Raw genomic sequence first — 24,546 nt, 5'->3', positions numbered from 1 at the left:
GATTCTGGCTTCGTCAGGTCTACCTGAAAAGAACCGCGCGTGACGAGCAGCTTGGCTCTCACTTACACCACACATCATCGAGCCGGGCTGCGCGACACGCCACCCTCGATCACCCTGAAGGCTCGCAGCTCAGGCTGCGGGCCCGAAGGCGCTGGCTCGGCGTTATCCCTTGGCCTGACATCACCAAGCCGGACCCTATATTCCCACCATGGCGCTGCGTTTCACCGACATCCTCACCCAGACCCCGCAGGGGCTCTACTGCCCCCTTGGCGACTTCCACATCGATCCGGTCAGGCCCGTGAAGCGGGCGCTGATCACCCATGGCCACTCGGATCATGCGCGCTCGGGGCACCGATCCGTCATGGCGACCCGGGAAACCCTGCGCATCATGGGGGTGCGCTACGGCGAGGACTTCGCCGGCTCGACGCAGGAGGCCCCTTTGAGGGAAAGCCTGCGCGTCGGGGACGTGACCGTGCGCTTTTCCCCTGCCGGCCACGTGCTGGGCTCGGCGCAAATCGCCATCGAGGCCGGCGGTACAAGGATCGTGGTGTCGGGGGACTACAAGCGGGCGGAGGACCCGACCTGCTTAGCCTACGAGGTGGTGCCCTGCGATGTCTTCATCACCGAGGCGACGTTCGGCCTGCCCGTTTTCCGCCATCCGGACACGCGGGCGGAGGTGCGCAAGCTCCTCGACTCCGTCGCTCTCTTTCCCGAGCGCGCCCATATCGTCGGCACCTATGCGCTCGGCAAGGCACAGCGGGTCATGGCGCTCCTGCGCGAGGAGGGCTACGACCGGCCGATCCATCTTCACGGGGCCATGGAGCGCCTGACCGAACTCTACAAGTCCGAAGGCATTCCCCTAGGCGAGACGCCGAAGGTCGTGGCCGCCGAGCGGCCCAAGCTTGCCGGGGCCATCGTGATCTGCCCGCCCTCCTCCATCCAGGACCTGTGGTCCCGCCGCTTTCCCGATCCGGTCACCTGTTTCGCCTCCGGCTGGATGCGGGTGCGGGCGCGGGCCCGCCAGAAGGGCGTGGAGCTGCCCCTGGTGATCTCCGACCATTCCGACTGGGACGACCTCTGCCGCACGATTCAGGAGACCGGCGCCGGCGAGGTCTGGGTCACGCACGGGCAGGAGGACGCCCTGGTCCACTGGTGCACCACCCATGGCATCAAGGCGCGGCCCCTGCACATGCTGGGCTATGGCGACGAGGGCGAGGCGGAGGAAGCCTCCGCAGCCTCGCCGGAAACGGGAGGCGCCCCATGAACCGCTTCGCCGCCCTCCTCGACCGACTGGGCTACGAGCCGCGCCGCAACGCGAAGCTGCGGCTGCTCACGGATTATTTCCGCCATACCCCGGATCCGGACCGGGGCTATGCGCTCGCCGCCATGACCGGCGCGCTCATGTTCAAGGAGGCCAAGCCCGGCCTGATCCGCGGCCTCGTGGAGGAGCGGACCGATCCGGAGCTGTTCCGGATGTCCTATCACTATGTGGGCGACCTCGCCGAGACGGTGGCCCTGATCTGGCCCGCGCCGGGCCATGAAAGCGTGGCGCCAGCCGACGGCACACCCACCATCGGCCACAACAACCCGCCGCCCCATGTCCCGACCCTCACCGAGGTGATCGAAACGCTGGCGACCACGAGCAAGAGCGACCTGCCCGCCCGGGTCGCCGGGTGGATGGATGCGCTGGACGAGACCGGGCGCTGGGCGCTGATCAAGCTGATCACCCGGGAGCTGCGGGTCGGCGTCTCGGCCCGTCTGGCCAAGACCGCGGTCGCCCAGTTCGGGCAGATCGAGCCCGACGAGGTCGAGCTGGTCTGGCACGGGCTTGAGGCGCCTTACGAGGATCTCTTCGCCTGGGTCGAAGGCCGGGGCGAGAAGCCGGAATCCGGCAACCCCGCCCCGTTCCGCCCGTCGATGCTCTCGCATCCCCTGGAGGACGAGGACTTTGCGAAGCTCGAGGCTGGCGATTTCCTGGCCGAGTGGAAATGGGACGGCATCCGCCTCCAGGCCGCCGCGGGCCATGGCGGCGACGGGCGCCCGGTGCGGCGGATCTATTCCCGTACCGGCGAGGACGTGTCCCGCGCCTTTCCCGACCTCGTGGAGGCGCTCGATTTCGAGGGCGCCATCGACGGCGAGCTGCTGATCGTGCGCGAAGGACGGGTGCAGACCTTCAACGTGCTGCAGCAGCGCCTGAACCGGAAGGCCGCGACCCCGAAGCTCATCGCCGAGTTTCCTGCTCACCTGCGCGTCTACGACATCCTGTTCGAGGGCGAGGAGGACCTGCGCGCCCTGCCCTTCGCCGAGCGGCGCCGGCGCCTGGAGGCCCTCGTCGCCCGGCTCGATGACCCGCGCATCGACCTCTCGCCCATGGTGCCCTTCGAGACCTGGGAGGAGCTTGCCGCCGCCCGCGCCGACCCGGCTTCCGTCGGGGCCGGACCCGATGCGGATGCCATCGAGGGCTGCATGATCAAGCGGGCCAGCAGCCCCTATCTCCCCGGCCGGCCCAAGGGCTATTGGTACAAGTGGAAGCGCGATCCCTATCTGGTCGACGCCGTGATGATGTACGGCCAGCGCGGGCACGGAAAGCGCTCGTCGTTCTATTCCGACTACACCTTCGGCGTCTGGCGCGACGGCCCGAACGGCGAGGAGCTGGTGCCGGTGGGCAAGGCCTATCACGGCTTCACCGACGAGGAGCTGGTGAAGCTCGACCGCTTTGTCCGCAACCACACGGTCAAGCGCTTCGGCCCGGTCAGGGAGGTGGAATACGGCAAGGACAAGGGTCTCGTGCTGGAGGTGGCCTTCGAGGGCCTGCAGCGCTCGACCCGGCACAAATCCGGCGTGGCCATGCGTTTTCCCCGCATCAACCGCATCCGCTGGGACAAGCCCGCAGCCGAGGCCGACCGGATCGAGACCTTGGAGAAGATCCTGGAGCGGGGCGAACAGGAGGTTCATCCGTTGAAGGATCAGGAGGCGTGACGATGCTCGAGGTAGAAACCCTGTCCGAGGCGAGCGTGACCCAGCAGGTGAACGGCCGGCTCGTGGTGGAGACCGACGGCCAGGGCTTCATCGAGATCACGGAGGCCCTGTCGCGCTGGGTGTTCGGCACCGGGGTTCTGAACGGCCTCCTGACCGTCTTCTGCCGCCACACCTCGGCCTCGCTGCTCATTCAGGAGAACGCCGATCCGGACGTGCGCCGGGATCTGCTCACCGCCCTCGACCGCCTGGCGCCCCGAGATGCCGGCTACGTTCACGCTGCGGAAGGACCGGACGACATGCCGGCCCATATCAGGACCATGCTGTCCGAGGTATCCTTGAGCATTCCCGTCATAGACGGCCAGATGGTCTTAGGCACCTGGCAGGGGGTTTATCTGGCCGAGCATCGGGACCGGCCGCATGCCCGCGACCTGATCGTGCATCTGATCGGGGCGTAATCCACATGATTGGATGTGACGCCTCCGTAGTTTCCCGTAGAATAACCGAGAAAAGCGTTTGCCGCCTTGCCATTCCATCAGGGATGCGGCTAAAGCATCGGACCCAAAAGTGGACTTGCACTTTTGGGATCGATCCGATGCTTTATCTTTGGATAAGAGCATCGTTCCTGCGGAAAACCGGGTCCACTTTTCCGCACGATGCTCTAGGGCACAGGGCAAGCGTCTCGTGGGAGTAGGCACACGTGCAAAGTCAGTCCACCACGATCATCATTGCCGATGACCATCCGCTGTTTCGCGGTGCGCTGAGGCAGGCCGTTTCCTCCATCATGCCCGGAGCCCGCGTGATGGAAGCGAGCGGCATGGATGACCTGAACGCCACCCTCTCCCAGGAACGCGACGTCGACCTGATCCTGCTCGACCTGACCATGCCGGGCGTCCAGGGCTTTTCCGGCCTGATGTCCCTCAGGGCGCAGTATCCCGAGCTGCCCGTGGTGATCGTTTCCGCAACGGAAGAACCGACCGTGATCCGCCGGGCCATGGATTTCGGCGCCTCTGGGTTCATCCCCAAATCCATCGACATCGACAGCATCGGCGGCGCCATCCAGGCGGTGCTGGCGGGCGACACCTGGACACCGCCAGACGTGGACCTCTCGGCCGCCGAGGACGCGGAGACCGCCGATCTCGTGCGCCGTCTCGGCACGCTGACACCGCAGCAGGTGCGCGTGCTGACCATGCTGTCCGAGGGCCTGCTCAACAAGCAGATCGCCTACGAGCTCGGGGTCTCGGAGGCCACCGTGAAGGCCCACGTCTCGGCGATCCTCGACAAGCTCGGGGTCGACAGCCGCACGCAGGCGGTCATCGCCGCGTCCAAGATCGGCGTGACCCAGCGCCCCTCCCCGGCCGGAGCGGATTAGAGCCCCTCGATAAAAGCGTCGATCCGCGACAGGGCCTGCTCGGCGAGCGCGCTGTCGAAGCGGATGAACACGTGGCTGCCGCCCGGCCAGAGGGCGAGGTCCGCCTTGCTGCCGGCCGCAACCCAGCGGGATGCCATGAAGAGGGTGTCGTCGAGGAGCAGGTCGCGGGTGCCCACCGAGAACAGTGCGGGCGGCAGCCCCTTCAGATCGGCATAAAGCGGCGAGACCGCCGGATCGCGCCGGTCGAGATCCCGGCCGCAGAAGTTGTCGGCGAAAACCTTGACCCCGGGGGTGTTCAGGATGAGCGGTTCGTCGCCCCAGTTGGCCGCGCTCGGGGTCAGGCTGACGTCGTAGCAGCCGGCGAAGAGGTTTGCGCCCCTGAAGGGATTGAGGCCGTGCCTGTCGCGCAGGCGCAGCAGGACCAGGGCCGAAAGATGCGCGCCGGCGGACTCGCCGCCGATGAACAGGCGCGAGGTGCCGAAGCGCTCTTGCGCCTCGCGGATCAGCCAGAGGGCGGCCGCCTCGCAATCGTCGGGACCGGCCGGAAAAGGGTGTTCGGGCGCAAGCCGATACTCCACCGACACCACTGCCAGGCCGCATTTGTCGGCCAGGCGGTCGAGCCAGGGGTCCTGCTCGTCGGCGGTGCCGATGGTCCATCCGCCGCCGTGGATGTGGAGATAGACCCCGCGCGGGTTCTCCGGGGCGATGATCCGCAGCGGAAGCGGCCCGCCCGGCCCGTCGATGGTGATGACCTTTGCCCTGCTGCTCAGGGGCATCAGCGGGAAGGCCCCCTTGCCCTTACGGCGATTCTCTCGGATCAGAGCAGGAGGCGCCTCCCAGTAGCGGCCAAGCGGCGAGAGCCTCGCCACGATATCGGCATTCTGGGCACGGATCTCCTCGCCGATGGCGGAGGGATCGAAAAGAGCGGGGTCGATCATGCGGAACTCGGGTTGGGTTGCGTTCATCGCCGGCCCCTGCGATGAAGCACACGCAAAGCTCAAGGTCCATTACGCTTTCTGACGAGATGAGAAGCATGTCCAATCTGAACCGTTTTCTCGGCGGCTCTCCCGGCTCGGTGCTGGCGAAGCTGATCTTCCTGTCGCTCCTCGTCGGTGCCTTCCTGGCCTTTCTGGGCATCACGCCCATCGGTCTGATCGAGGGCCTGTTCAACTGGATCGCCTCGGTTCTCGATCTCAGCTTCGAGACCGTGCAGGAGGTAGGGCTCTGGATCCTCTACGGTGCCGTCATCGTGGTCCCGCTCTGGCTCATCTCCCGCCTGTTCGGCAGCCGGCGCTGAGCCCCGCCATGGACGGCGCATCGACAGCACAGCGGCTGGAGATCTCCCACTGGCGCATCCTGGCGCTCGCCCTGCCGATGACCCTGTCGCATGTGACGACACCCCTTCTGGGGCTCGTCGACGCGACAGTGATCGGGCGGCTCGGTGAGGCGCATCTCCTCGGCGCGGTGGCGCTCGGCGCCGTCATCTTCGACTTCGTGTTCTGGAGCTTCGGATCGCTGCGCATGGCGACCGCCGGCCTCACGGCCCAGGCGACGGGCGCCGGCAACCGGCACGAAGTCGACGTGACGCTCGCCCGCGCATTTCTGGTGGCGGCGGTCACGGGTCTCCTGCTGATCCTGCTGCAATGGCCGATTGCGGCTTTCGCCTTTTCCATGGCGGGCGCGAGCGAGGCGGTGACCGAGGCGCTCTCGACTTATTTCTTCATCCGCATCTGGGCGGCGCCCTTCACCCTGGCGAACTACGTCATCCTGGGCTCCACGCTGGGACGCGGACGCACGGATCTCGGCCTGCTGCTGCAGGTGGCGATCAACGTGGCCAACATCGTGCTGACCATGGCGCTGGTGCTGGGCCTCGACCTCGGCATCGCGGGTGCGGCCGTCGGCACGGCGCTGGCCGAGGTGCTGGGCGCAGGCCTTGGCATCGTGGTGCTGCGGCGTCTCGGCTCTAACCCGTTCGCCGTCACCTGGCCGGAGGTGCTGAACCGGGCGGCGATGCTGCAGACGCTCGCCATGAACCGGGACATCATGATCCGCAACGTGGCGCTGATCCTGGCGTTTTCGATCTTCAGCGCCATGGGGGCGCGCTCCGGCGACGTGACGCTCGCGGCGAATGCGGTGCTCTACAACATGTTCCTGATCGGTGGCTATTTTCTCGACGGCTTTGCCACCGCGGCCGAGACCCTGTGCGGGCAGAGCATCGGCGCCCGCGACGAGCGCGGCTTCCGCCGGGCTATCCGTTTAAGCCTTGGATGGAGCCTCGGCTTCGGGCTGGCGGTCTCCGCCCTCTTCCTTGTCGGCGGCGGGCCGTTCATCGACTTCGTGTCCACCAACGCGGAGGTGCGGACTTATGCGCGGGATTATCTCGTCTTCGCAGCCCTGACACCATTCTTCGGCGCTGCGGCCTTCGCTTTCGACGGCATCTACACGGGAGCGACATGGACCCGGTCCATGCGCGACCTGATGGTCATCGCCTTCGTGGTCTATGCCGGCATCCTTCTCGCCGCCGGCAGTCTCGGCAACACGGCTCTCTGGATTGCGCTTCTCGTCTTCCTGAGCGCGAGAGGCCTGGGCCAGTTCATCCTCTATCCCAGACTGGCAAGGAAGACCTTCGCCAGTCTGGGATAAACCCGGACTTCAGAACTCTCCCCTGGCCATCGCTGGCGCGTCCCGGCCGATCGCCTGCGCCAGCGATGTCTTTTCGCGCGCAAGTGTCTGCACCAGACCGCTCTTGATGTCGCCGACGAGGCTCGGCCCCTTGTAGACCATCGCCGAGTAGAACTGCACCAGACTGGCACCTGCGCGGATCTTCGCCCAGGCGGCCTCTGCGGAATCGACGCCGCCGACCCCGATGAGCGGGATCTTGCGCTCCACGCGCAGGAAGGTCTCGGCGAGGAGCTTCGTGGAGGGCACGAACAAGGGCCTGCCCGAAAGACCTCCAGTCTCCGAAGCCAAGGCCTTTTCCTTCAGGCTGTCGGGCCGGGCGATCGTGGTATTGGAAACGGTGAGCCCGTCGATTCCGCGCTTGAGCGACGTAGCCACGATGGCATCGAGGGTGTCGAGCGAGATGTCGGGCGCGATCTTCAGGAGCATGATCGTCTTGCGTCTGCCCTGTTCGCTTCTGTCCCGTGCCTCGATGCTGCGGGCGAGAAGATCGTCGAGAAACGCCTCGCCCTGCAGGTCGCGCAGGCCCGGCGTATTGGGCGAGGACACGTTGATGGTCAGGAAATCGGCAAGCCCGCACAGGCGCTGAATGCACTGCACGTAATCGGCACTGCGGTCGACGGAATCCTTGTTCGCCCCGATGTTGACGCCGACGATGCCGGGACGGCCCCGGCGCTGCGCAAGGCGCCGGCATGCGGCATCAAGCCCGTCGCTGTTGAGCCCGAAGCGGTTGATCACCGCTTCGTCGCGGGTGAGCCGGAAGACGCGCGGACGCGGATTGCCCGCTTGCGGTTTCGGCACCACGCCCCCGAGCTCGACGAAACCGAACCCGAGACCGAGAAGCTGATCCGGCACTTCGCATTGCTTGTCGAAACCGGGTGCAAGCCCGACTGGGTTGGGAAAGGTTTTGCCGAACACATTGACGGAAAGGCCGGGATCGTCGGCAGGGGCCGGCATCAGCGGCATCAGCGAAAGCCCCCTGATCGTCAGCTGATGCGCGGTCTCGGCATCGAGCGCATGCAGCGCCGGCTTCGCAAGGGAAAACAGCGCGCCGATCATGCGTGAAGATCCGGAAAGACGTGATGGCCGTCCGCGCCGAGCGGCAGCGGCTTCACCCATTGGACAGATGATAAAGGCAGGTGAGCGTAGAGATGGGGGAAGAGATCTCCGCCACGGGACGGCTCATACCGCAGAGCCTCGCCGAGTGAGTCGCCATCGATGGCGATCAGCAGGAGATCGCTTTGGCCGGCAAAGTGTCTGACGGCCGTCTCTCGGACCTGATCGGCATCTGAAAAGTGGAGGTACCCATCTTGGATGTCGATGGGCGCTCCCGCGAAGAAACCGGCCTTTTCGGCCTCACGCCAGAGCAATGCCGGGCAGATTTTGTAGATAATGCGCATGAAAAACCGCTTAATCGTGCGTCGCTTCAGGAGCAACCCTGATTAGACATATTGTCTCAAGAGGCAGGAGCCCGTTGTCTATGCCTTAGAACAATCTAAATTCCTATTTATAGGTTCGCTTTCAGTTCATTCGCTTCTAGCGAAGGTTTTTTGCGATGTTGTCCCACGAACGCGTTTGGGCTGCTATCGATGCGTTGGCATCACGTCATGGCATGACCGCTTCGGGCCTCGCCCGCAAGGCCGGTCTCGATGCAACAAGCTTCAACCGGTCGAAACGCGTCAGCCCCGAGGGCCGGGAACGATGGCCATCGACGGAATCGATTTCGAAGATCCTGAAGGCGACCGGGGCGACCCTCGAGGATTTCCTGCGCCTCGTCGAACCCACCGGCTCCCTGCGCCGTTCCATGATCCCTCTGATCGGCATGGAGGAAGCAGCCTCGGCGAAAATCCTCAACGAGGACGGCACCCCCGCGGAAGGCTCCGGCTGGGACGAACTCGAATTCCCCGACTTCGGCCAGGAGAGGGTTTTTGCCCTCGAGGTCACCGGCGACACTCTGGCACCGCTCTACCGGGATGGAGACGTGCTCATCGTCTCGCCCACCGCCAGCACCCGCAAGGGAGACCGGATCGTGGTGTGCACCACGAACGGACAGATCCTGGCCAAGGAGCTCAAGCGCCGCTCGGCCAAGACCCTTGAGATGACCTCTCTTGCGAAGGACCAGGAGGATCATGTGATCCCCACCGAGGATATCGCCTGGTCTGCCCGGATCATGTGGGCGCGGCAGTAAGGTTCAAGCCGCGCGCTGCCTCAGAAAGGCCTCGTGCTCGCGCACGAGGTCGCCGTTGATCGCTTTCCGGATCAGCGCCCGCGTCTCCTTCACGCCGTAAAGAGCCACGAAGGAACCGAAGCGCGGACCGCGCGGCTCCCCAAGCAACACCTGATAGATCGTATTGAACCACTCGATGGACACGCCCGGGCGTTCGGGTGTGGCACCCTTGGCCTTGAAGTCCTGGTAGCGCGGCTCGGCGCGGCCGACATTGTAGATCTCGTCCTGGATCGCCTCCGCCGTTGCCGGACGCTCCCCTGACTCGAAGGATCCGAGCACCTCGTCGAGACGCCGAAGCGATGCGGCTTCGACCTCGTCCGCCAGGCGGTAGGTCTTCTGCGGCTTCACGAAATCCTCGAAGTAGCGCACGGCGCGTTTGACGAGGCTGTCGAGGCGCGGGTGGGTCTCCGGCGACACGCCCGGCGCATAGCGGCGGATGAAGCCCCAGAGCACCGACGGATCCTCGGAATTCGCCACGGCCACGAGGTTGAGCAGCATGGAGAAGGAGATCGTCGTGCCCGGCTGGTTGGAGCCCTCCGACGATACCAGCTCGGGCGCCGGCGGCGCCCCCGCGTGCAGATGCCAGACCGGGTTCATCAGGCGCGCCTTGGAATCCTGCGCCGGATACTTCTCCAGGAAGGTCAGATAGTCGTCCACCTGCCGCGGGATCACGTCGAAATAGAGCTTCTTCGCCTCGCGCGGCTTGTTGAACATGAACAGCCTCAGGCTGTCCGGCGTGCCGTAGGTGAGCCACTCGTCGATGGTCAGGCCATTGCCCTTCGACTTCGAGATCTTCTGACCCCTGTCGTCGAGGAAGAGCTCGTAGTTGAAGCCCTCCGGCGGCAGGCCGCCGATGGCCTTGGCGATCTCGCCCGAGAGCTTCACGCTGTCGATCAGATCCTTGCCGGCCATCTCGTAATCGACGCCGAGCGCCACCCAGCGCATGGCCCAATCGGGCTTCCATTGCAGCTTGGCATGACCACCGGTCACCGGTGTCTCGAAGCGCTCGCCCGTCTCAGGATCGCGCCACACGATGGTGCCGGCATCGAGCTTGCGCTCGTCGATGGGCACCTGCATCACGATGCCTGTCTTCGGATGAATCGGCAGGAAAGGCGAGTAGGATTGCCGGCGCTCCTCGCGCAGGGACGGCAGCATGATCGCCATCACCGCATCGTAGCGCTCGAGCACGGTGAGCAGCGTCTTGTCGAAACGACCGGCCTTGTAGCACTCGGTCGCGGACATGAATTCATAGTCGAAGCCGAAGGCATCGAGGAATTCGCGCAGGCGCGCATTGTTGTTGTGCGCGAAGCTCTCATGGGTTCCGAACGGGTCCGGCACCAGGGTCAGGGGCTTCCCGAGGGAGGCTGCCACCATCTCCTTGTTGGGGATGTTGTCCGGCACCTTGCGCAGGCCGTCCATGTCGTCCGAGAACGCGACGAGGCGGGTCGGAATGCTGTCGCCGGTCAGCACCCGGAAGGCATGCCGCACCATGCTGGTGCGGGCCACCTCGCCGAAGGTGCCGATATGCGGCAGGCCCGAGGGACCGTAGCCCGTCTCGAACAGGGCCTCCGTCTTGCCCGTTTTCTTGAGTCGCTCGACAAGCTTGCGGGCCTCCTCGAAAGGCCAAGCGGTGGCGGTCTGGGCGGCTTCAATCAGGGCAGGATCGAGGGACAGGGATCGGGACATGGGCCTGGTGCTTAACGGAAAATGCTTTCAGAAGCGCGGCACACTAGAGCATCGAACCCAAAAGTGGAATGCACTTTTGGGACCCATCCGATGCGCCTTTACCCAAGGAGCGCATCCTGCGGATCAGACCCCGAGGGTCAATCCGGCATGAATCCGGCTGCTCTTGTCCCGCGGGTCCTCAATAAGGGCTCACCGGAAAGAAGCGCAGGTAGAGCTCGGCGTATTTGCCCTCGCGCCAGAGTTGCTGGAGGGCGAAGTCGAGGGCCCGCCGCAAGGCCTCGTCCTCGGTGCGGGCGATGAAGCCGATGCCTTCGCCGAAGAAGCGGCTCTCCAGGTAGGGTCCGCCCGAGAAGTCGCAGCATCCCGCCGCCTCCTCGCCGCCGATCCATAGAGCCAGTCCGAGGCCATCAGCGAACAGGTAATCGATCTCACCGGCCTTCAGGGCGGTCTGGGCCGCCGCCAGTTCCGGATAGGGCTTGAGGGAGGCTCCTCCCATGAAAGTCCTTGCATAAGCCTCATGAGCCGTGCCGCCGACCACGCCCATGGTCTTGCCCTGCAGCGCCTTCGCGTCGGGTGCCGGCAGGCTCTTGTCCCTTCGCACGGCAAAACGGGCCGGGATCTTGAAGTAGGGTCCGGTCACGGCAAAGCGCTGGCGCAGATCCGCCGTGATGGGAATGGCTGCCGCCACCACATCGCCCTGCTTCTCGCTCAGGGCATTCAGAAGCATGTCGAAGCGGCGCACCTGAACCGTACAGGTCAGGACGAGGCGTTCGCAGGCAGCCCGGGCGAGCTCCACCGACAGGCCGGTCGGGTTGCCATCGAGGCCCGGGAAATGGAGCGGGGGGAAATCGTCGTCGACCAAGAAGCGGATCGTGCGTGTGGCCGGCAGTTCCGGTCGTTCAAGCTGCGTTCTGGGGTCCCAGAAATTCGGGATGGTCACCCCTTGGGCCTGAGCCGCACCGGCCGTGAGCGCCAGAACCAGGGGCAGGATCATCCCGGTCCACCCAAGGGGCTTGATCTTGCGGGAAAGGCAGGCGACCAATGTAATGATATTTAGAACCATCGAGGCGACATTCTCTTGCTCTTGCCTATGCGCTGCTCAGGAATGCCCAGGGAAAGCACCCGATGCTCATGAGGCAGGGTCTAGCGGACAGGGCTCCACAGTCAACAGCGCTGCCGATCGAGATCGGATTTCTGGCCCGGCATGGTCATGCGCCCGAGACCCTGCGGGACGCCGCCATCTTCGCCCAGATGGCCGGCGTGCCGGCCGATGAGTTCCTCGTCAGGGAGGGATTGATCCCGGAGGATGACTTCTACCGGGCTCTCGCGGCCGAGCTCGGCCTGGCGTTCGTTGCAGCCCCGCGCCTTTCACCGAACGTCCGCTATCCAGACAGCATTGTGGCAGGCTTGGCACCTCTGACAGGAACGGAAGTCAGGTTCGTGGCGGCGCCCCATGGAGCCGCCCTCACCCATCTTCTCAAGACCCGCGCCTTCGTCCGACCGCTGGCCATCACTACGCCCTCCCGGCTGAGAGAAGCCGTGTTCCGGTCTCAGGCTCGGCTGATCGCACGCAAGGCAGCTTACGATTTGATCGAAAGGACTCCCCTCCTTGCGCTCGATATCAGCTATGGGCAGATCGCCTTCCTCTTCGCTGTTCTCACACTCGTCACGTTCGGTCTCGGCCATGCTCCTGGGCTGACCGTGGGGGCTCTGGGCGCAGCCATGGGTCCTGTGTTTCTCGGCATGATCGTGCTCCGGATCGCGACGGCATTCCTGGGCAATCGGATCGAGCCCTCTGCCCAGCCCTCGCGCATCGCCGACGCAGACCTGCCGGTCTATACGGTGATTGCAGCCCTCTACCGGGAACAGCGCGTCATCGCGGGCTTTCTCGATGCCCTGGCAAGGCTCGACTATCCGGCCGCCAAGCTCGACATCAAGCTCGTGCTCGAAGCCGATGATCAGGAGACGCCGGAGGCTCTTCGCTCCATCGGTGTTCCGGGCAACGTCCAAATCCTGATCGCCCCTGCGGGCAAGCCGCGCACCAAACCTCGTGCGCTCAATGTGGCTCTCCCCTTGGCGCGGGGCCTCTATACCGTGATCTACGATGCCGAGGATGTGCCCGATCCGGGACAGCTGCGCCTGGCGGTGTCGCATTTTGCCGAGGCGCCACCGCGCGTCGCCTGCCTGCAGGCGCGACTGACCATCGACAATACCGACGACACCTGGCTCACGCGCCTCTTCACCATCGAATACGCGGCCCTGTTCGATGTGCTCAATCCTGGGCTGGCGGACATCGGCAGCCCCATCACCCTGGGCGGCACCTCGAACCATTTCCGCACCTCCGTGCTGCGGAAGGTCTATGGCTGGGACGCCTGGAACGTCACCGAGGACGCCGACCTCGGCATCCGCCTGGCGCGGCTTGGCTTTGAGGTGAGGGATCTCCCCTCCTCCACCCTCGAGGAGGCGCCGGGCAAGCTGGGGCTCTGGATGCGGCAGCGGACGCGATGGATGAAAGGCTACGTACAGACCGCCACGGGCCATACCCGCAGGCCCTTTACCACGCTGCGCCAACTCGGACTCTGGCGCTTCTCCGGCGCTCTTGCCTTGACCTGGGGAACCGTGCTCAGCGCTCTCGTCTACCCGCTGTTCACCGGGCTCTATGTGGCATCATGGCTTGCGGGGCCAGAACAGGTTCTCGGTCTGGGCTGGCCGACGGCATTCAAAGCCTATGCCCTGACGCTTTTCCTGTCCGGCGCACTCTCGATTGTCATGCCCGCCTGCGTGGCCCTGCACCGGCGCAGGCTCTGGCGCCTCATGCCCTGGGTTCTCCTGCTGCCGCTCTATTACGGGCTCGTCAGCTTCGCGGCTTGGAGAGGTTTATGGGAACTGGCCATTGCGCCGTTCCGCTGGAACAAGACGAGCCACGGTCTTGCCCGCACTTCGCGGGCCGGGCTGTTTCAGAAGCACCAGGCCAGGGTGGAGGTCACCAGATCGTTGAACACGGCGCCGCCATAGCGCCACCACAGAATTCCGCCGGAGACCACCAGGCACAGAACCGCTGCCGCAACGAGACCGACGCGCGCCCGCTGCTCCTGCCGATCGGTGTGTTCGGTCTCCGTGCTCATGCTCTTCTCCAGAGAACGCCTCTGCAGGTGCAGATATAGAGCGCTTTGGACTTCCGCGGAAGGGATCACCCCTGAAGCCAGTTCCTGAGCCGTGAGAGGCGCGGCTCCTCCTCGGAGGCTACGGCCTGGATGAGGGCGGCGCGGCTGCCGACGAGGATCACCAGACGGCTTGCCCGCGTCACCCCCGTATAGAGAAGCTTGCGCCGCAGCATCGAGGCCTGCTGAAGGGCGACCGGGATGACCACGGCCGGGTACTCGGAGCCTTGCGCCTTGTGGATCGTTACGGCGTAGGCCAGAGCCAGCTCGTCGAGCTCCTGGAGTGAATAGACGACCAGCCTGTCGTCGAAAGCGACGGTGAGTTCGCCGTGATCGCGGCGCACCTCGCGTACGATGCCAACCTCGCCGTTATAGACGTCGCGCTCGTAATCGTTGCGAACCTGCATGACCTTGTCGCCGGGCCCGTAGCCCCAGCCAGCCCGGTGCAGGCTCTCAAGCCCGGGAGGATTGAAGAGCTGCTGCAGTTCCCCGTTCAGCATATGCGTGCCGAGGCGCCCGCGATTCATGGCGCACAGCACCTGCACGTCCCGCACCGGATCGAGCCCGAACCGCCGCGGGATTCGGTCGCGGATCAGGATGGTCATCTTGGCCATGGCCTCGGACGGCGTATCGGCCTCGACGAAGTAAAAGTCGGAATCCGGCTGATGTCCCAAGTCGGGCACGAGGCCGCGGTTGATCGCATGGGCCACGGTGATGATGCGGCTCTCCCGCTCCTGCCGGAACACCTCCTTGAGATGCACGACAGGGATCGCGTCTGACGCGATGATGTCGGACAGGATCTGTCCCGGACCAATGGAGGGCAGCTGGTCCACGTCGCCTACGAGGACGAGCGACGCTTCATCCGGGAGCGCGCGCAGCAAAGCCGCCATCAGGCGGATGTCGAGCATCGAGGTCTCGTCCACCACGAGGAGGTTGCAGTCGAGCGGCATCTTGGCATTGCGCCGGAAGCCGCCCTCGGAAGCCTCCAGCAGCCGGTGGACGGTCTTGGCCGGAAACCCCGTGCTTTCCGACAGCCGCTTCGCTGCCCGCCCGGTCGGCGCGCAAAGAGCGATCGTCAATTCATGCCGCGCGCACAGATGGGTCAGGGTCCTGATCAGCGTCGTCTTGCCCACGCCTGGCCCGCCGGTGACGACGAGCACCTTGGACCGGAAGGCCTTGGCCAGCGCCTCGCGCTGACTCGGCGAGTAGGATACGCCGATGGCGGCTTCGGCCTCAGCGATTACGGACTCGCTGTCGAACCCGTTCCAGGGGTGCAGCCCCTGCGCGATCTCCTTCAGGCGCTGCCCAATGAAGAGTTCCGCGCCGTAGAGGCCTTTCAGGAAGATGCTGCGGCGGCCGTCGAGTTCGTCGGCTACGAGCTGGCCTGCCGCACATTGCGCATCGAGCACGGGCTTTAGTTCGGCGTCGGGAACGTCGAGCAGGCGACTGGCCTGTCGCAGCAATTCGCTCGCCGGCAGGCCGGAATGTCCTTCCTTCACGGCTTCCGCGAGAACATGTGCGAGGCCGGCCTGAAGCCTGATCGCGGCAGTGGGTTCCACCTCGAGCTGCAGCGCCACCTGGTCGGCGAGCGCGAACTCGAAGCCTGGAATATCGAGGACGAGCCGGTACGGATTGGCCTTGACGATGTCGATGGCGCCGACGCCATAGGCGCGGTAGACTCGCGTGAGCAGAAAACCCCCGATGCCATGAGCATTGAGGAAAGCCGCGATATCCTTCAACGCGCGGTGCTCGGCCCAAGCCTCGCCGATGGTCAGGGCCTTGGCCATCGCGATGCCATGTACGCGCGTCAGTTCATGCGGCTTCGTCTCGATCACGTCGAGAATGCGCGCTCCGAACGATGCGATCAGCCTCTGGGCAAGGGAAGGCCCGACACCTTTCAAGAGACCGGAGCCGAGAAAGCGCTGCAGGTCCTCCGCGGTGGTCGGCGCCGAGGTTGTCAGCTCGCTTGCGCGGAACTGAACCCCGTGATTGCGGTCATGCAGCCAGCCGCCATTCGCCTCGACAACCTCGCCGATGGCCACCGACGGAGCATGGCCCACGACGACAATGGGCTTGCGGTGCCCGCGCGCTTTCACGCGCAGCACGCAGAAGCCAGTTTCATCGTTGTGAAAAGTCACCCGCTCGATGGAGCCGACGAGATGTTCTGAGAAGGACAGCGCCTCCTGATCGGAGGCAGCCAAGGCGGAGGATTTCGGCATCGATCAGCGAGACCACAAGCGCCGGGACGCCACTCGAGACATGAAAAAGGGCGAGACGGCATTGCCCCGTCTCGCCCATGATCGCAGCAAAATTTAGGCTGCCTTCTTGGTTGGCCAGCCGAGTTCCACGAGCCGCGCCTTGGCGTAGTCGCGGATCTCGTCGCGAATGCCCTCCGGCAGATCGGAGAGAACCTTCTGCGTATCGGCATGGAGCATCAGGTCCGTGACCGCATTGATGGTCTTGGCCTTCTTGATCTTCGCCTTCAGGTCGTCTTCGACCTTGCCGTCGGAGGCAGCGGCCTCGACCCTACCCTTCTGCGGCTGGGACTCGGTCTTCTCGATCTCCACATGCGGATCGGCAAAGCCCGGTCGGCCCTGCTTGAACTCGTCTGCCTCTTCCTCAGAGTACACGTAGCCGTGCAGTTCGATGAGCTTGAGGATCACGCGATCCTTCGCCCTCTTCTCGGCCATGGCATAGACATAGGCCGCCTGCTTGCCCGAGACGCGGTAGTTCACGCCGATCAGCGCCTCGCCGATCGACCATTCGATACGCTCGCCCATGCGGCCGGTGACTTGGATCACCGCCTCGTCGCGCTCGGCGCGAATGATCTTGGGCTCGTCGAAGACCACCTTGGCCTGGGCTGCAATGCGCTCAAGCGTCTTGTGGTAGATCACGGCCGTGCCCTGAACCCGCCAGACATTGCCGGCCATCGGCTCACCAAACTTGGCCAGCACCTCAGAGATTTTCGTGTCGGTCGTATTCATCCTCGATCCTAACTTTCATAAGGCCCGTACATCGGCTCACGCTCTTCCCGGCATCGTCTTCCGCAGTAGGCGTGTTCGTTTTTTGTTCTATACCAAATTTAGGCCTCCGGGTCCAGTTTTGACGCAGGCAGGAGGGACGATTATCCATGTCCGAACAATAACTTAACTGGTGTGCCATTTTGTCTCAACCTCTGCCCGCAAGCCTTCGAATCATGAGCATGCTTCAAGGGTTCGGATCAGGCGTCATGATTTGACCATAACTCACTTGTTCTATATATGTTCTCACCAGTCAGGATACTATGAGGCGCCCTGCTTCCGAGGCGACCTGACTGCTCGCCGCAACCGCCAACCTGGAGGAACGGATGTCCGCGCAAGCGATCCTCGACCTTTCGGATCGACGCCCCGCCCGCCGCGGCGGCACCCGCCGGGCCGCCAAGCGCCCGACCACGCCGCTCACGCGCAACGCGCTGATTGCAGATTTCCTGGCGATCTGCGAACTCGACGCGGATCTGGAATCCCTGTGCGCGCCGGCTGATCCTGCCACCTTCGCCATCGGCGACGAGATGGTCGAGCATGTGGCCGATTTCGAGATCGTCCGCGACGGCTCGGCCTACCTGGTTGACGTGGCGACGGACGACGACCTGCTAAACCATTCCCTGCGCGCTGCTGCAATCCACGGCATCACCTCCGCCGATGGACGCCCTTTCGTAATCGAGACGGCGGCCAGCATCCGGGCGGAGCCGCGCTTTACCACCATGCGCCTGATCATGGCCTGCAAGCGCACGCCCGTGACGGCGGGCGACCGGGTGCGCATTCTGCACCAGCTCGACGAAGTCGGCACCATGCGGCTCGTCGATTGCGCGAGCGCCGTCATGAACACGCAGGATGGGGTTGCGGCCGTTCTGGCATTGGCCTGCGAGGGCCTGGTTGCGGTCGACACCAGCCGCCCGATTCTGCCCGAGACGCAGGTGCGCCGGCGCCGCCTGCCCTTCGCCGATCCTTTCACGTTCTAGGCGATAGGGCACACATCTCTGTCACCTCGCAACCGCGCTCTCCTGCCGTCTGTGCGCCCTACTCCTCAAGGCGGCTCGTGGCATCACGATCACGGTCGTATCGTCTCGTGAGCGGAAACGGGGGCAGCCAGGACTCGCGACGGATTGTCCAAAGTTCGTAGGTTGGCGTCAGCTGGTCAGGGGCATCCAGGGATCCCAGGTTCACCTCGATCTCGTCTGCGGTGCGAGCGAAAACCGATGACCCGCAACGGGGACAGAAGAATCGCCCGGCGTAATCGCGTGTCTCACCATCGATCGTCACCGCATCCCGAGGGAATATCGCAGAAGCGTGAAAAAGGGCTCCATGATGCTTGCGGCAGTCGAGACAGTGACAAAGGCCGACCCGGTATGGGAGGCCCGACGCCACAATCCGGACGCTGCCGCACAGACACCCGCCCGTTAAGCGGTTCATGCTGCGTCTCCTCCAAATTCAAGCGGGCGGAACGTTACAGTGAACGGCGCTGTCGGGGCAATTGCCCGTTGCGGGCGGGACCGGTTCGCTCTTCCGTCGGATCTTGCCCGCACCGCTTAAGATTGCGCAGCGTGGCGCTCCACCGCCTCGCCGAGCAGGGAACGCACGATGGCACGCACCGCGTCCGAGGTGCTGTCGGCTGTGAACTTGGCCTCGATCTCGTCCCGGATGATCGAGCCGTCACCGCTGCGCTTGAGCTCGGTCGAGGACTCCGCCTGAAGCAGAGTGACGAAGGCGCTCTCCACCTCCCGCGCCACCAGCGCCTCGTCGGCCGCATCGACCACGCGCCCCGTAAGATCGAAGACGTTGCTCTCGAAAGGCAGCGCCTGCGCCTCCAGTTCGCCATGGCCATCGAGGATCCAGGCGCGCGGCACGTGATCCATGAGGTCGACGGATTGGCGCGTGATGTTGCCGGGGTTGAGCCAGCGTGTCCGCCCCGCAAGAACGGACTTCTGCGTCTTGTGGATGTGCCCGTTGATCAGGACATCGCAGCCTTCGACGGCAAAAGGCGGAACGGCACCAGGATAACCGCCGTCGAAGGCGATGTCGTGATGCGTGAACCAGGCTTGGACGTCGGCGCCGGAAAAGGAGCCGCGCGCATCGGTCGGGATGGCCTGGCCGTAGGGCGTCATTCCGACGCCGACCCGCCTCGTGCCGATCTGGAAATCGGCCACGGGAGCGGATGTGGCCACCACGTCGACCACATCGCAGAGACCGAGAAGCGCCAGCGAGTCGCTGTCGGTGAGCGTCGTGTGCTGAATGTCGTGATTGCCCACATTGACGATGGGCCGGTGGCGGAAGCCCTTCAGGATGCGGATGAGCTGGTTCTTGAGCGCCATGTCGGTCTCGACCGGGCGGTCGAAGAGATCGCCGAGGATCACCACGGCGAGTTGCCGCTCATTCGCGATGGAAACGCAGCGCTCCAGCTTGCCCAGAACGGCCTGAGGCCACACCGCATCCTTGCGCCGTCCTGGACGCCGCGAGCCCACATGCGGATCCCCGATGACGAGAATGCCGTTGCAGGAAACGGGGGGAAGACGATCTCCGGTCAGGATCATGCGGTGAGCCGCTCCGAGGGCGCAGATGAATGGGTGTGGTGGTTCAGCAGGGTCTCAGGCTCTACGGGCGAGCCGCAGGTCGGGCACAGACCGCCGGTCTCCTCGACGAGGCGCGCCATCTCGGCCTGCAGGGATTTAAGCCCCTCATCGACCTGCGCCAGACGGCCTCTGGCAATCTGCGAAGCCGCACGAAGGTCGTTCATTCGCTTCAGGATGTTTTGTGCCGACGCGGTGTTTTCAAGGGTCGGCACGGCTTCCGGCAGTTGGAGCAGCGCATTCATCCGTGCTCTGCTGCGCGTCACATCACGGCTCAGCTGCAGCACCTGGCGCCCGATGCGCTCGCGTTCGCGGGCACGCTCGGCCGCACGGATGAGATCGGCGAGTTGCTCGGCTGGGGGAAGCGCCTCGGTGATGCGGGCGCGCGCCTCCGCGGCCGTCAGCCTCCGCCGGAACGTGGCAAGCTGCGCCGCATGGCTCTGCAGCCGTTCGAGCTTGGCGGCTTCCATTGTCAAACGCTCCGCTTGACGACGCGCAGCGCAAAGCTTCCCCTTCAGTTGCTCGAGTTCGGTGAGCCCGTCGAGCGTCTCGCCCAACGCGATCAGCTCCCGCTCGCCGTTCCGCGCGAGATCATTGTCGCGGCGGCAGCGCTCGCGATGGATGACGAGCATGTCGCGGATATAGCCTGCCTCCTGCCCGATGGAGAGGACCGCCGAGCGTCGCGACGGCGTTTCGCCGAGCAGGAACACGGGAAACTTCTGATGCGCGACATGAACGTCGAGATCCTCGACCTTACGGATGCGGATGAGATCCGCTACCCAATCCGGCACATTGCGCCCGCCGGTCTCGTAGCGCATGCCCTGCTCCACGACGAGAGAGCCATCCGCCTCATGCAGCGACCAGATGTTGACCGGTGAACGGCGGGGCTGGCGGGTGAAGCGCAGCGTACGCTGCCCGGCGACGCCGATCTCCACCAAGGCGGATTTCGCGCCGGCGCGCACAAGACTGTCGCGTGCCTCACCGTAGAACACTGCGCGCAGGGCGCGGATGAAGGTGGACTTGCCACGGTTGTTCGGCCCGATGAGCGCGTTGACCCCCGGGCTCAGAGGCAGCGTCGCATCATTATAGGCCTGCACATTGACGAGGCGGATGAAGCGCAGACCGGGCTGGCCATCATCCCATTGGGCGCCGGTGTCGGAGGAGACCACTTCGACGCCGGTGGCCGGTTCGCCGGTGATGCGTGCGATATGGAACTTGCCGGAGAACTGCGACAGGTCATGATGCGAGACGGCAAGGCACTGCACGCCCAGACGCGCCGCGCCGTCCTCGAGCACCGTGTAGAAGGACGACACGCGATCCGGCGCGATCCAGCAATCCGCTTCATCCAACGCCAGGAAGCGGGCAACATCCGCCTTGACCACGGCGATCAGGCGCAGCGCCATCCCGATCACATTGGTGAGAGCGCCACCGTTGTCCTCCAGCACGTCTTCGAGCGTGCCGTCGGCGCGCCGCACGCATATGTCGAGGGAGGCCAGCCCCCGCTCCGTTGAAAGTTCCAGCGCCACCGGCTTTTCCCCTGGCAGCACCTCCTGCACAAGGGCCGTCAGCAGGGTCTCGAAGGCGGACAGGCTGCGGCGGCTCGCCGAGCCGTGCACCGCTTCGATGAAGGCCTCCACCTCGTCCTTGACCGCCAGGCGACCCTTGGCGAGCTCGATCTCCCGCGTGAGCTCTTCGACCCGCATGCGGATGGCGTCGCGGCGCCCTTCGAGGCGCGCGAGCAGCGCTTCCGCACTGGCGACATCGTGAGTGGCGGACGGCAGGATCAACGCTCGTCTCCAAGCTGCCTGAGGCGCGTCTCGACCTCGCGCAGGGCGACACCGAACTCCTCAGCGAGCTTGGCGTTTCGCGCCTGGGCCTCTTCGATGAGGCTTTGAATCTGCGCCTCGTCGTCGGTGCCGAGCTCAGCCTTGGCAAACGCGCGCGCCTCGTCGAGCTCGTGCATCAGGCGCTCGACCTCGCCCTCTGCCCGGATCCGCTCCGCCCGCAGCTTGTCGAAGGCCTTGCGCATCTCCTCCAGGCGTTTGAGCTGGTCTGTTTCGAGGCGTGACAGGCTGGTCATGGAATCGCGGCTCCGCTGCAGGTGAATGGTCGAGCTTTAGTTATCGTCAGCGATATTTCGTCGCAACGACTTTGCCTCTTTTTGGTCTGGATCAGGCACGATGTCTTCAATCCTGGCATCCGAACCTCCACATAGTATCCGTTACTCCAAGATTACAGTCTCAAACAGCGGACTTTGCTTGACACAGAGCCCGTTGAGGCTATGTTCTTGTTTTGTTCACATCATCTGTATGCGTCGTGGATGTGACCTCATTAGGGCAGTGCTGAACGGCCCTTGCCACAAGGATCTCGCGATGAGCGTCATGACGGAAGAACGCCGGATTTTCGAGAACGAGGAATGGCTCCTGAGCGAGAGCGGCCTCGAGCACAAGACGACCGGCTATTTCATTGACCGCGAGAGTCTTGGCCAGCGGCGCGAGGATGGCTTGTGGTCGTGGCCGCTGCACATGGCGGAGAAGAGCTGGTGCGGCATGCAGCTGTTCTCGGAGGCCTTCACCTGCGCCCTCTCCGTCTTCGGGATCGGCACAGGCGTCGAGTTGGCGCAGAGCCTGAAAGTGGCGCGCTGCGAAGTCTCGGTCTGGCCGAAGGCTGCACGGGCCCGGGCCAGCTCCGTTCCCGCGGTGCGCGCCTTGCATTCAGGGGGCTCAAACCCCATCTTAGTGAAGCCGCGCTCTTTGCATAAACCTTTGAATGGTCAAGGTTTTCAGAGCTCGGCTGATGGCTTGCGCATCCGCAGCAAAAGCGGTGCGCGCCTCGTTTTGAAGAACCCGAGTCACCGTTCCGAACGCCTGAATCCGACCCGTGAAGCCGGCCCCTCCTGGCAGGCGCCGCGCCGGATCCGTAAGACCGGAACGAAGCTCGTTCGGCTGCTTCAGGCGGCCTGGAACATACGGTGAGACCAATGCCGAGCTTTGGGCTTGAAGAACTGATGCGCAACGGCGCAAGCGCTTTTCGGGGCGACATCGCGGGAGCGGAGACTTCGGCGCCTGAAACGGCAGATGAGTTCGCGCAGCATGTGGTCGAGACGATCTGCCATGCCAGCGTGACTCCGGCCATCGGCCGCCGCACGTTCGAGCGCTGCATGCGCGCGCTGAGCTTCGGCTCCACGGCTCGCGTGGGCTTTCGCCACCCGGCGAAGGCCGAGGCCATCGACATGATCTGGCGCGAGCGTGAGCGCCTGTTCGAGGAATACACGGCAAGTCCGGACAAGCTGCGCTTCCTTGCGACGCTGCCCTGGATCGGCCCCGTGACGAAGCACTCTCTGGCCCGCCGGCTCGGCGTCTATGCCGCGCATGGGGAACGGGCCGTCGCCTGAGACGAAACAACAAGAAGAGGTATCAACCCATGGCTAAGGTCCGCGCAAGCGATGTCGGCTTCTGTGTTGTCGACGGCAACGCCAACGTCATCGCAGATAATCTCGTCCACCGCATCCGTGAAACCGCCGCGGAGATGGAGAGCCAGGTCAATCGGCTCTACAGGGGACGCAAGGCTTACGATCTCGAGGCAGGCACCAAGGACGATCTCGAGAAGGCCATCGAGCAGCTCGCCTATATGGCACGCACCCTGCGTGAGGTAAGAGACGAGCAGTCGAAGGTGATCTATCTTCAAGCGGCTGAGTAAGCTTATGTTTCTCGATAGCGGTGATCCTGTCACCGCTATTTTTGTGTCGATTGTTCATGCTTTGACAGCCAAGACGAACAGCACGAGCGGCGCATGCTGATACCAGCGGTTCAGCCAATCGTGCTTGCGTGCCATCTCTTCCGTTGGCCGCGGCTCCTCGATCTTCACGAGACGAAATCCTGCTTCGCCGATGGCGTTGATGTAGTCTGAGAGAGTGCGTGGAAATCGCGGCACCTCGAAAGGCTCTGCATAAGCCTGCAGCTCCTGCATGTGCGGACGCCTCCCGAAGCGCCAGTACTCGACGAAGGGCTCCCGGTCGAAGTAGCGTCCGACCCGAAGGCCCAGGTGAGCCCCATCCTCATCGGTAAGCCATCGGATGGCAGGGGTAATGAAGCAGGGGTGAAGAACGCTGAAGCACAGTTTCCCGCCGGGCTTCAGAACGCGGTAGGCAGCACGCATCGCACCCGGAAAGTCAGGTCCATCCATGAGCGCCATGGTGGATACAGCACAGTCGAATTGCTGATCGTCGAAGGGTGAGAGTTCACTGAACGAGCCGATCTCGTATGTGATGCCGAGAGGCTCTTGCTCTTCTATCTGACGAGCGCGTTTGATCATCTCAGGTGAGAGGTCGACACCTGTCATTGCTCCGCCGATCTGTGCGAAGCGACGTGTGTTGGAGCCCTCTCCGCAACCCAGATCGATGACGCGCTTTCCCGCGATAGCAGGCAGGAAATCGAGGAAGGCGGGAAAGGTGTAGAGCTCACGATAGAGATCGAAGCCGGAGCGCACCTCTTCCGTCCATAGGGCGGCATTGCGGTCCCAGGCAGCTGCGACAGCCGCTTCGCTTAAGGTTTCATCAGTCATTGCAGGCTCCCAAATCTTAGCTTGGCCGTTCACCACTGGCCCTCTACCCTCCTCCTGATACGGCGAAACAACCGACTTGTCCCTTGTGTTTCACGTGGAACAAATGTAGAACAATAGGTGATGCCCTCCTTGGGCAGGAGAGTGCAACCGACCTGAAAACGTGCGGCGTGCTTGGTGCCCCAGCCGTTCAGGAGAGATGAAGTGGAGAGGCTGTCATGGCAGGCAGTGTGAACAAGGTGATATTGGTGGGCAATCTGGGGCGGGACCCTGAGGTCCGCCG

25 protein-coding genes and 1 pseudogene are annotated in these 24,546 nt (G+C 64.3%); 13 read left to right on the top strand and 13 right to left on the bottom strand.

Features of this window, described 5'->3' with window-relative positions:
- Positions 1-208 precede the first annotated feature (208 nt).
- The 4 genes from AC0QTX_RS16590 to AC0QTX_RS16575 all read left to right on the top strand — a co-directional run bounded on the left by AC0QTX_RS16590 (position 209) and on the right by AC0QTX_RS16575 (position 4,348).
- Positions 209-1,264 (top strand): ligase-associated DNA damage response exonuclease, encoded by a 1,056-nt coding sequence (locus AC0QTX_RS16590; RefSeq protein WP_474604920.1) that lies wholly within the window; start codon positions 209-211, stop codon positions 1,262-1,264.
- Positions 1,261-2,979: a cisplatin damage response ATP-dependent DNA ligase gene (locus AC0QTX_RS16585; protein WP_474604919.1), complete on the top strand. Its 1,719-nt coding sequence runs from the start codon at positions 1,261-1,263 to the stop codon at positions 2,977-2,979. Before AC0QTX_RS16590 ends, AC0QTX_RS16585 begins: the two co-directional genes overlap by 4 nt.
- 2 nt (positions 2,980-2,981) lie before the next feature.
- Positions 2,982-3,434, top strand: coding sequence for a secondary thiamine-phosphate synthase enzyme YjbQ (locus AC0QTX_RS16580; RefSeq protein WP_474604918.1), 453 nt, complete (start codon positions 2,982-2,984; stop codon positions 3,432-3,434).
- Positions 3,435-3,676: 242 nt separating this feature from the next.
- Entirely contained in the window at positions 3,677-4,348 is a 672-nt protein-coding gene (locus tag AC0QTX_RS16575) for a response regulator (RefSeq protein ID WP_474604917.1), read from the top strand.
- Here the strand turns inward: AC0QTX_RS16575 and AC0QTX_RS16570 are convergent.
- Complete coding sequence (locus AC0QTX_RS16570; protein WP_474604965.1) at positions 4,345-5,286, bottom strand: alpha/beta hydrolase; 942 nt, start codon at positions 5,284-5,286, stop codon at positions 4,345-4,347. The genes AC0QTX_RS16575 and AC0QTX_RS16570 overlap by 4 nt on opposite strands.
- A gap of 95 nt (positions 5,287-5,381) precedes the next feature.
- Between AC0QTX_RS16570 and AC0QTX_RS16565 the strand changes: the two genes are divergently transcribed.
- Positions 5,382-5,645 carry a DUF6460 domain-containing protein gene (locus AC0QTX_RS16565; RefSeq protein ID WP_474604916.1) on the top strand — a complete coding sequence of 88 codons (264 nt, stop codon included), beginning with the start codon at positions 5,382-5,384 and terminating at the stop codon, positions 5,643-5,645.
- A gap of 8 nt (positions 5,646-5,653) precedes the next feature.
- Positions 5,654-6,991 carry an MATE family efflux transporter gene (locus AC0QTX_RS16560; protein ID WP_474604915.1) on the top strand — a complete coding sequence of 446 codons (1,338 nt, stop codon included), beginning with the start codon at positions 5,654-5,656 and terminating at the stop codon, positions 6,989-6,991.
- 9 nt (positions 6,992-7,000) lie between these two features.
- Here AC0QTX_RS16560 and AC0QTX_RS16555 read toward each other — a convergent pair whose 3' ends face one another.
- The gene (locus AC0QTX_RS16555; RefSeq protein WP_474604914.1) at positions 7,001-8,086 is read right to left on the bottom strand and encodes a quinone-dependent dihydroorotate dehydrogenase; all 1,086 of its coding nucleotides are present in this window, start codon (positions 8,084-8,086) and stop codon (positions 7,001-7,003) included.
- On the bottom strand, positions 8,083-8,427 hold the full coding sequence (locus tag AC0QTX_RS16550) for a DUF952 domain-containing protein (protein ID WP_474604913.1): 345 nt from the start codon (positions 8,425-8,427) through the stop codon (positions 8,083-8,085). Before AC0QTX_RS16550 ends, AC0QTX_RS16555 begins: the two co-directional genes overlap by 4 nt.
- A gap of 155 nt (positions 8,428-8,582) precedes the next feature.
- On the opposite strand from AC0QTX_RS16550, the gene AC0QTX_RS16545 reads away from it, so the two are divergent.
- A complete protein-coding gene (locus AC0QTX_RS16545) occupies positions 8,583-9,215 on the top strand; it encodes a S24 family peptidase (RefSeq protein WP_474604912.1) in 633 nt (210 codons plus the stop codon).
- 3 nt (positions 9,216-9,218) lie between these two features.
- Here the strand turns inward: AC0QTX_RS16545 and AC0QTX_RS16540 are convergent, their stop codons facing one another.
- Both AC0QTX_RS16540 and AC0QTX_RS16535 read right to left on the bottom strand, forming a co-directional pair.
- Positions 9,219-10,940, bottom strand: a complete 1,722-nt coding sequence (locus AC0QTX_RS16540; protein WP_474604911.1) for a lysine--tRNA ligase — start codon at positions 10,938-10,940, stop codon at positions 9,219-9,221.
- A gap of 178 nt (positions 10,941-11,118) precedes the next feature.
- A complete protein-coding gene (locus tag AC0QTX_RS16535) occupies positions 11,119-11,934 on the bottom strand; it encodes a transporter substrate-binding domain-containing protein (RefSeq protein ID WP_474604964.1) in 816 nt (271 codons plus the stop codon).
- Between the two features lie 137 nt (positions 11,935-12,071).
- Between AC0QTX_RS16535 and AC0QTX_RS16530 the strand changes: the two genes are divergently transcribed.
- Complete coding sequence (locus AC0QTX_RS16530) at positions 12,072-13,955, top strand: glycosyltransferase family 2 protein (RefSeq protein ID WP_474604910.1); 1,884 nt, start codon at positions 12,072-12,074, stop codon at positions 13,953-13,955.
- Here the strand turns inward: AC0QTX_RS16530 and AC0QTX_RS16525 are convergent.
- The 3 genes from AC0QTX_RS16525 to AC0QTX_RS16515 form a co-directional block, all read right to left on the bottom strand.
- Positions 13,898-14,065, bottom strand: a complete 168-nt coding sequence (locus AC0QTX_RS16525; RefSeq protein ID WP_474604909.1) for a hypothetical protein — start codon at positions 14,063-14,065, stop codon at positions 13,898-13,900. The two genes, AC0QTX_RS16530 and AC0QTX_RS16525, sit on opposite strands and share 58 nt — an antisense overlap.
- A gap of 65 nt (positions 14,066-14,130) precedes the next feature.
- Positions 14,131-16,320, bottom strand: coding sequence for an SF1B family DNA helicase RecD2 (gene recD2 / locus AC0QTX_RS16520; RefSeq protein WP_474604908.1), 2,190 nt, complete (start codon positions 16,318-16,320; stop codon positions 14,131-14,133).
- Positions 16,321-16,413: 93 nt separating this feature from the next.
- Positions 16,414-17,085 carry a trna delta -isopentenylpyrophosphate transferase gene (locus tag AC0QTX_RS16515; RefSeq protein ID WP_474604907.1) on the bottom strand — a complete coding sequence of 224 codons (672 nt, stop codon included), beginning with the start codon at positions 17,083-17,085 and terminating at the stop codon, positions 16,414-16,416.
- Positions 17,086-17,447: 362 nt separating this feature from the next.
- On the opposite strand from AC0QTX_RS16515, the gene AC0QTX_RS16510 reads away from it, so the two are divergent.
- Positions 17,448-18,098, top strand: a complete 651-nt coding sequence (locus tag AC0QTX_RS16510) for a hypothetical protein (protein WP_474604906.1) — start codon at positions 17,448-17,450, stop codon at positions 18,096-18,098.
- A 58-nt stretch (positions 18,099-18,156) separates the two neighbouring features.
- Here the strand turns inward: AC0QTX_RS16510 and AC0QTX_RS16505 are convergent, their stop codons facing one another.
- The 4 genes from AC0QTX_RS16505 to AC0QTX_RS16490 form a co-directional block, all read right to left on the bottom strand.
- On the bottom strand, positions 18,157-18,549 hold the full coding sequence (locus AC0QTX_RS16505) for a GFA family protein (protein WP_474604905.1): 393 nt from the start codon (positions 18,547-18,549) through the stop codon (positions 18,157-18,159).
- 116 nt (positions 18,550-18,665) lie between these two features.
- Positions 18,666-19,667, bottom strand: coding sequence for a metallophosphoesterase family protein (locus tag AC0QTX_RS16500; protein ID WP_474604904.1), 1,002 nt, complete (start codon positions 19,665-19,667; stop codon positions 18,666-18,668).
- Entirely contained in the window at positions 19,664-21,490 is a 1,827-nt protein-coding gene (locus tag AC0QTX_RS16495) for an AAA family ATPase (protein WP_474604903.1), read from the bottom strand. The genes AC0QTX_RS16500 and AC0QTX_RS16495 overlap by 4 nt, the downstream gene beginning before the upstream one ends.
- Positions 21,487-21,783: a hypothetical protein gene (locus tag AC0QTX_RS16490; protein WP_474604902.1), complete on the bottom strand. Its 297-nt coding sequence runs from the start codon at positions 21,781-21,783 to the stop codon at positions 21,487-21,489. Before AC0QTX_RS16490 ends, AC0QTX_RS16495 begins: the two co-directional genes overlap by 4 nt.
- A 292-nt stretch (positions 21,784-22,075) precedes the next feature.
- On the opposite strand from AC0QTX_RS16490, the gene AC0QTX_RS16485 reads away from it, so the two are divergent.
- Genes AC0QTX_RS16485 through AC0QTX_RS16475 form a run of 3 tightly spaced genes read left to right on the top strand, consistent with a single transcriptional unit; the run spans position 22,076 to position 23,402 of the window.
- Positions 22,076-22,678, top strand: coding sequence for a hypothetical protein (locus AC0QTX_RS16485; protein ID WP_474604901.1), 603 nt, complete (start codon positions 22,076-22,078; stop codon positions 22,676-22,678).
- Between the two features lie 5 nt (positions 22,679-22,683).
- Positions 22,684-23,097, top strand: a complete 414-nt coding sequence (locus AC0QTX_RS16480) for a hypothetical protein (protein WP_474604900.1) — start codon at positions 22,684-22,686, stop codon at positions 23,095-23,097.
- A 29-nt stretch (positions 23,098-23,126) separates the two neighbouring features.
- Positions 23,127-23,402, top strand: a complete 276-nt coding sequence (locus AC0QTX_RS16475) for a hypothetical protein (protein ID WP_474604899.1) — start codon at positions 23,127-23,129, stop codon at positions 23,400-23,402.
- A gap of 54 nt (positions 23,403-23,456) precedes the next feature.
- On the opposite strand, the gene AC0QTX_RS16470 is transcribed toward AC0QTX_RS16475, so the two are convergent.
- Positions 23,457-24,266 (bottom strand): class I SAM-dependent methyltransferase, encoded by an 810-nt coding sequence (locus tag AC0QTX_RS16470; protein ID WP_474604898.1) that lies wholly within the window; start codon positions 24,264-24,266, stop codon positions 23,457-23,459.
- 215 nt (positions 24,267-24,481) lie between these two features.
- Here AC0QTX_RS16470 and AC0QTX_RS16465 point away from each other — a divergent pair.
- Positions 24,482-24,546 (top strand): annotated as a pseudogene (locus tag AC0QTX_RS16465) (single-stranded DNA-binding protein); the annotation flags it as partial.

This window comes from Microvirga sp. jy35 (genome assembly GCF_056148915.1).
The sequence above is the reverse complement of the archived record's forward strand: the minus strand, read 5'-3'. Positions and strand labels throughout refer to the sequence as shown.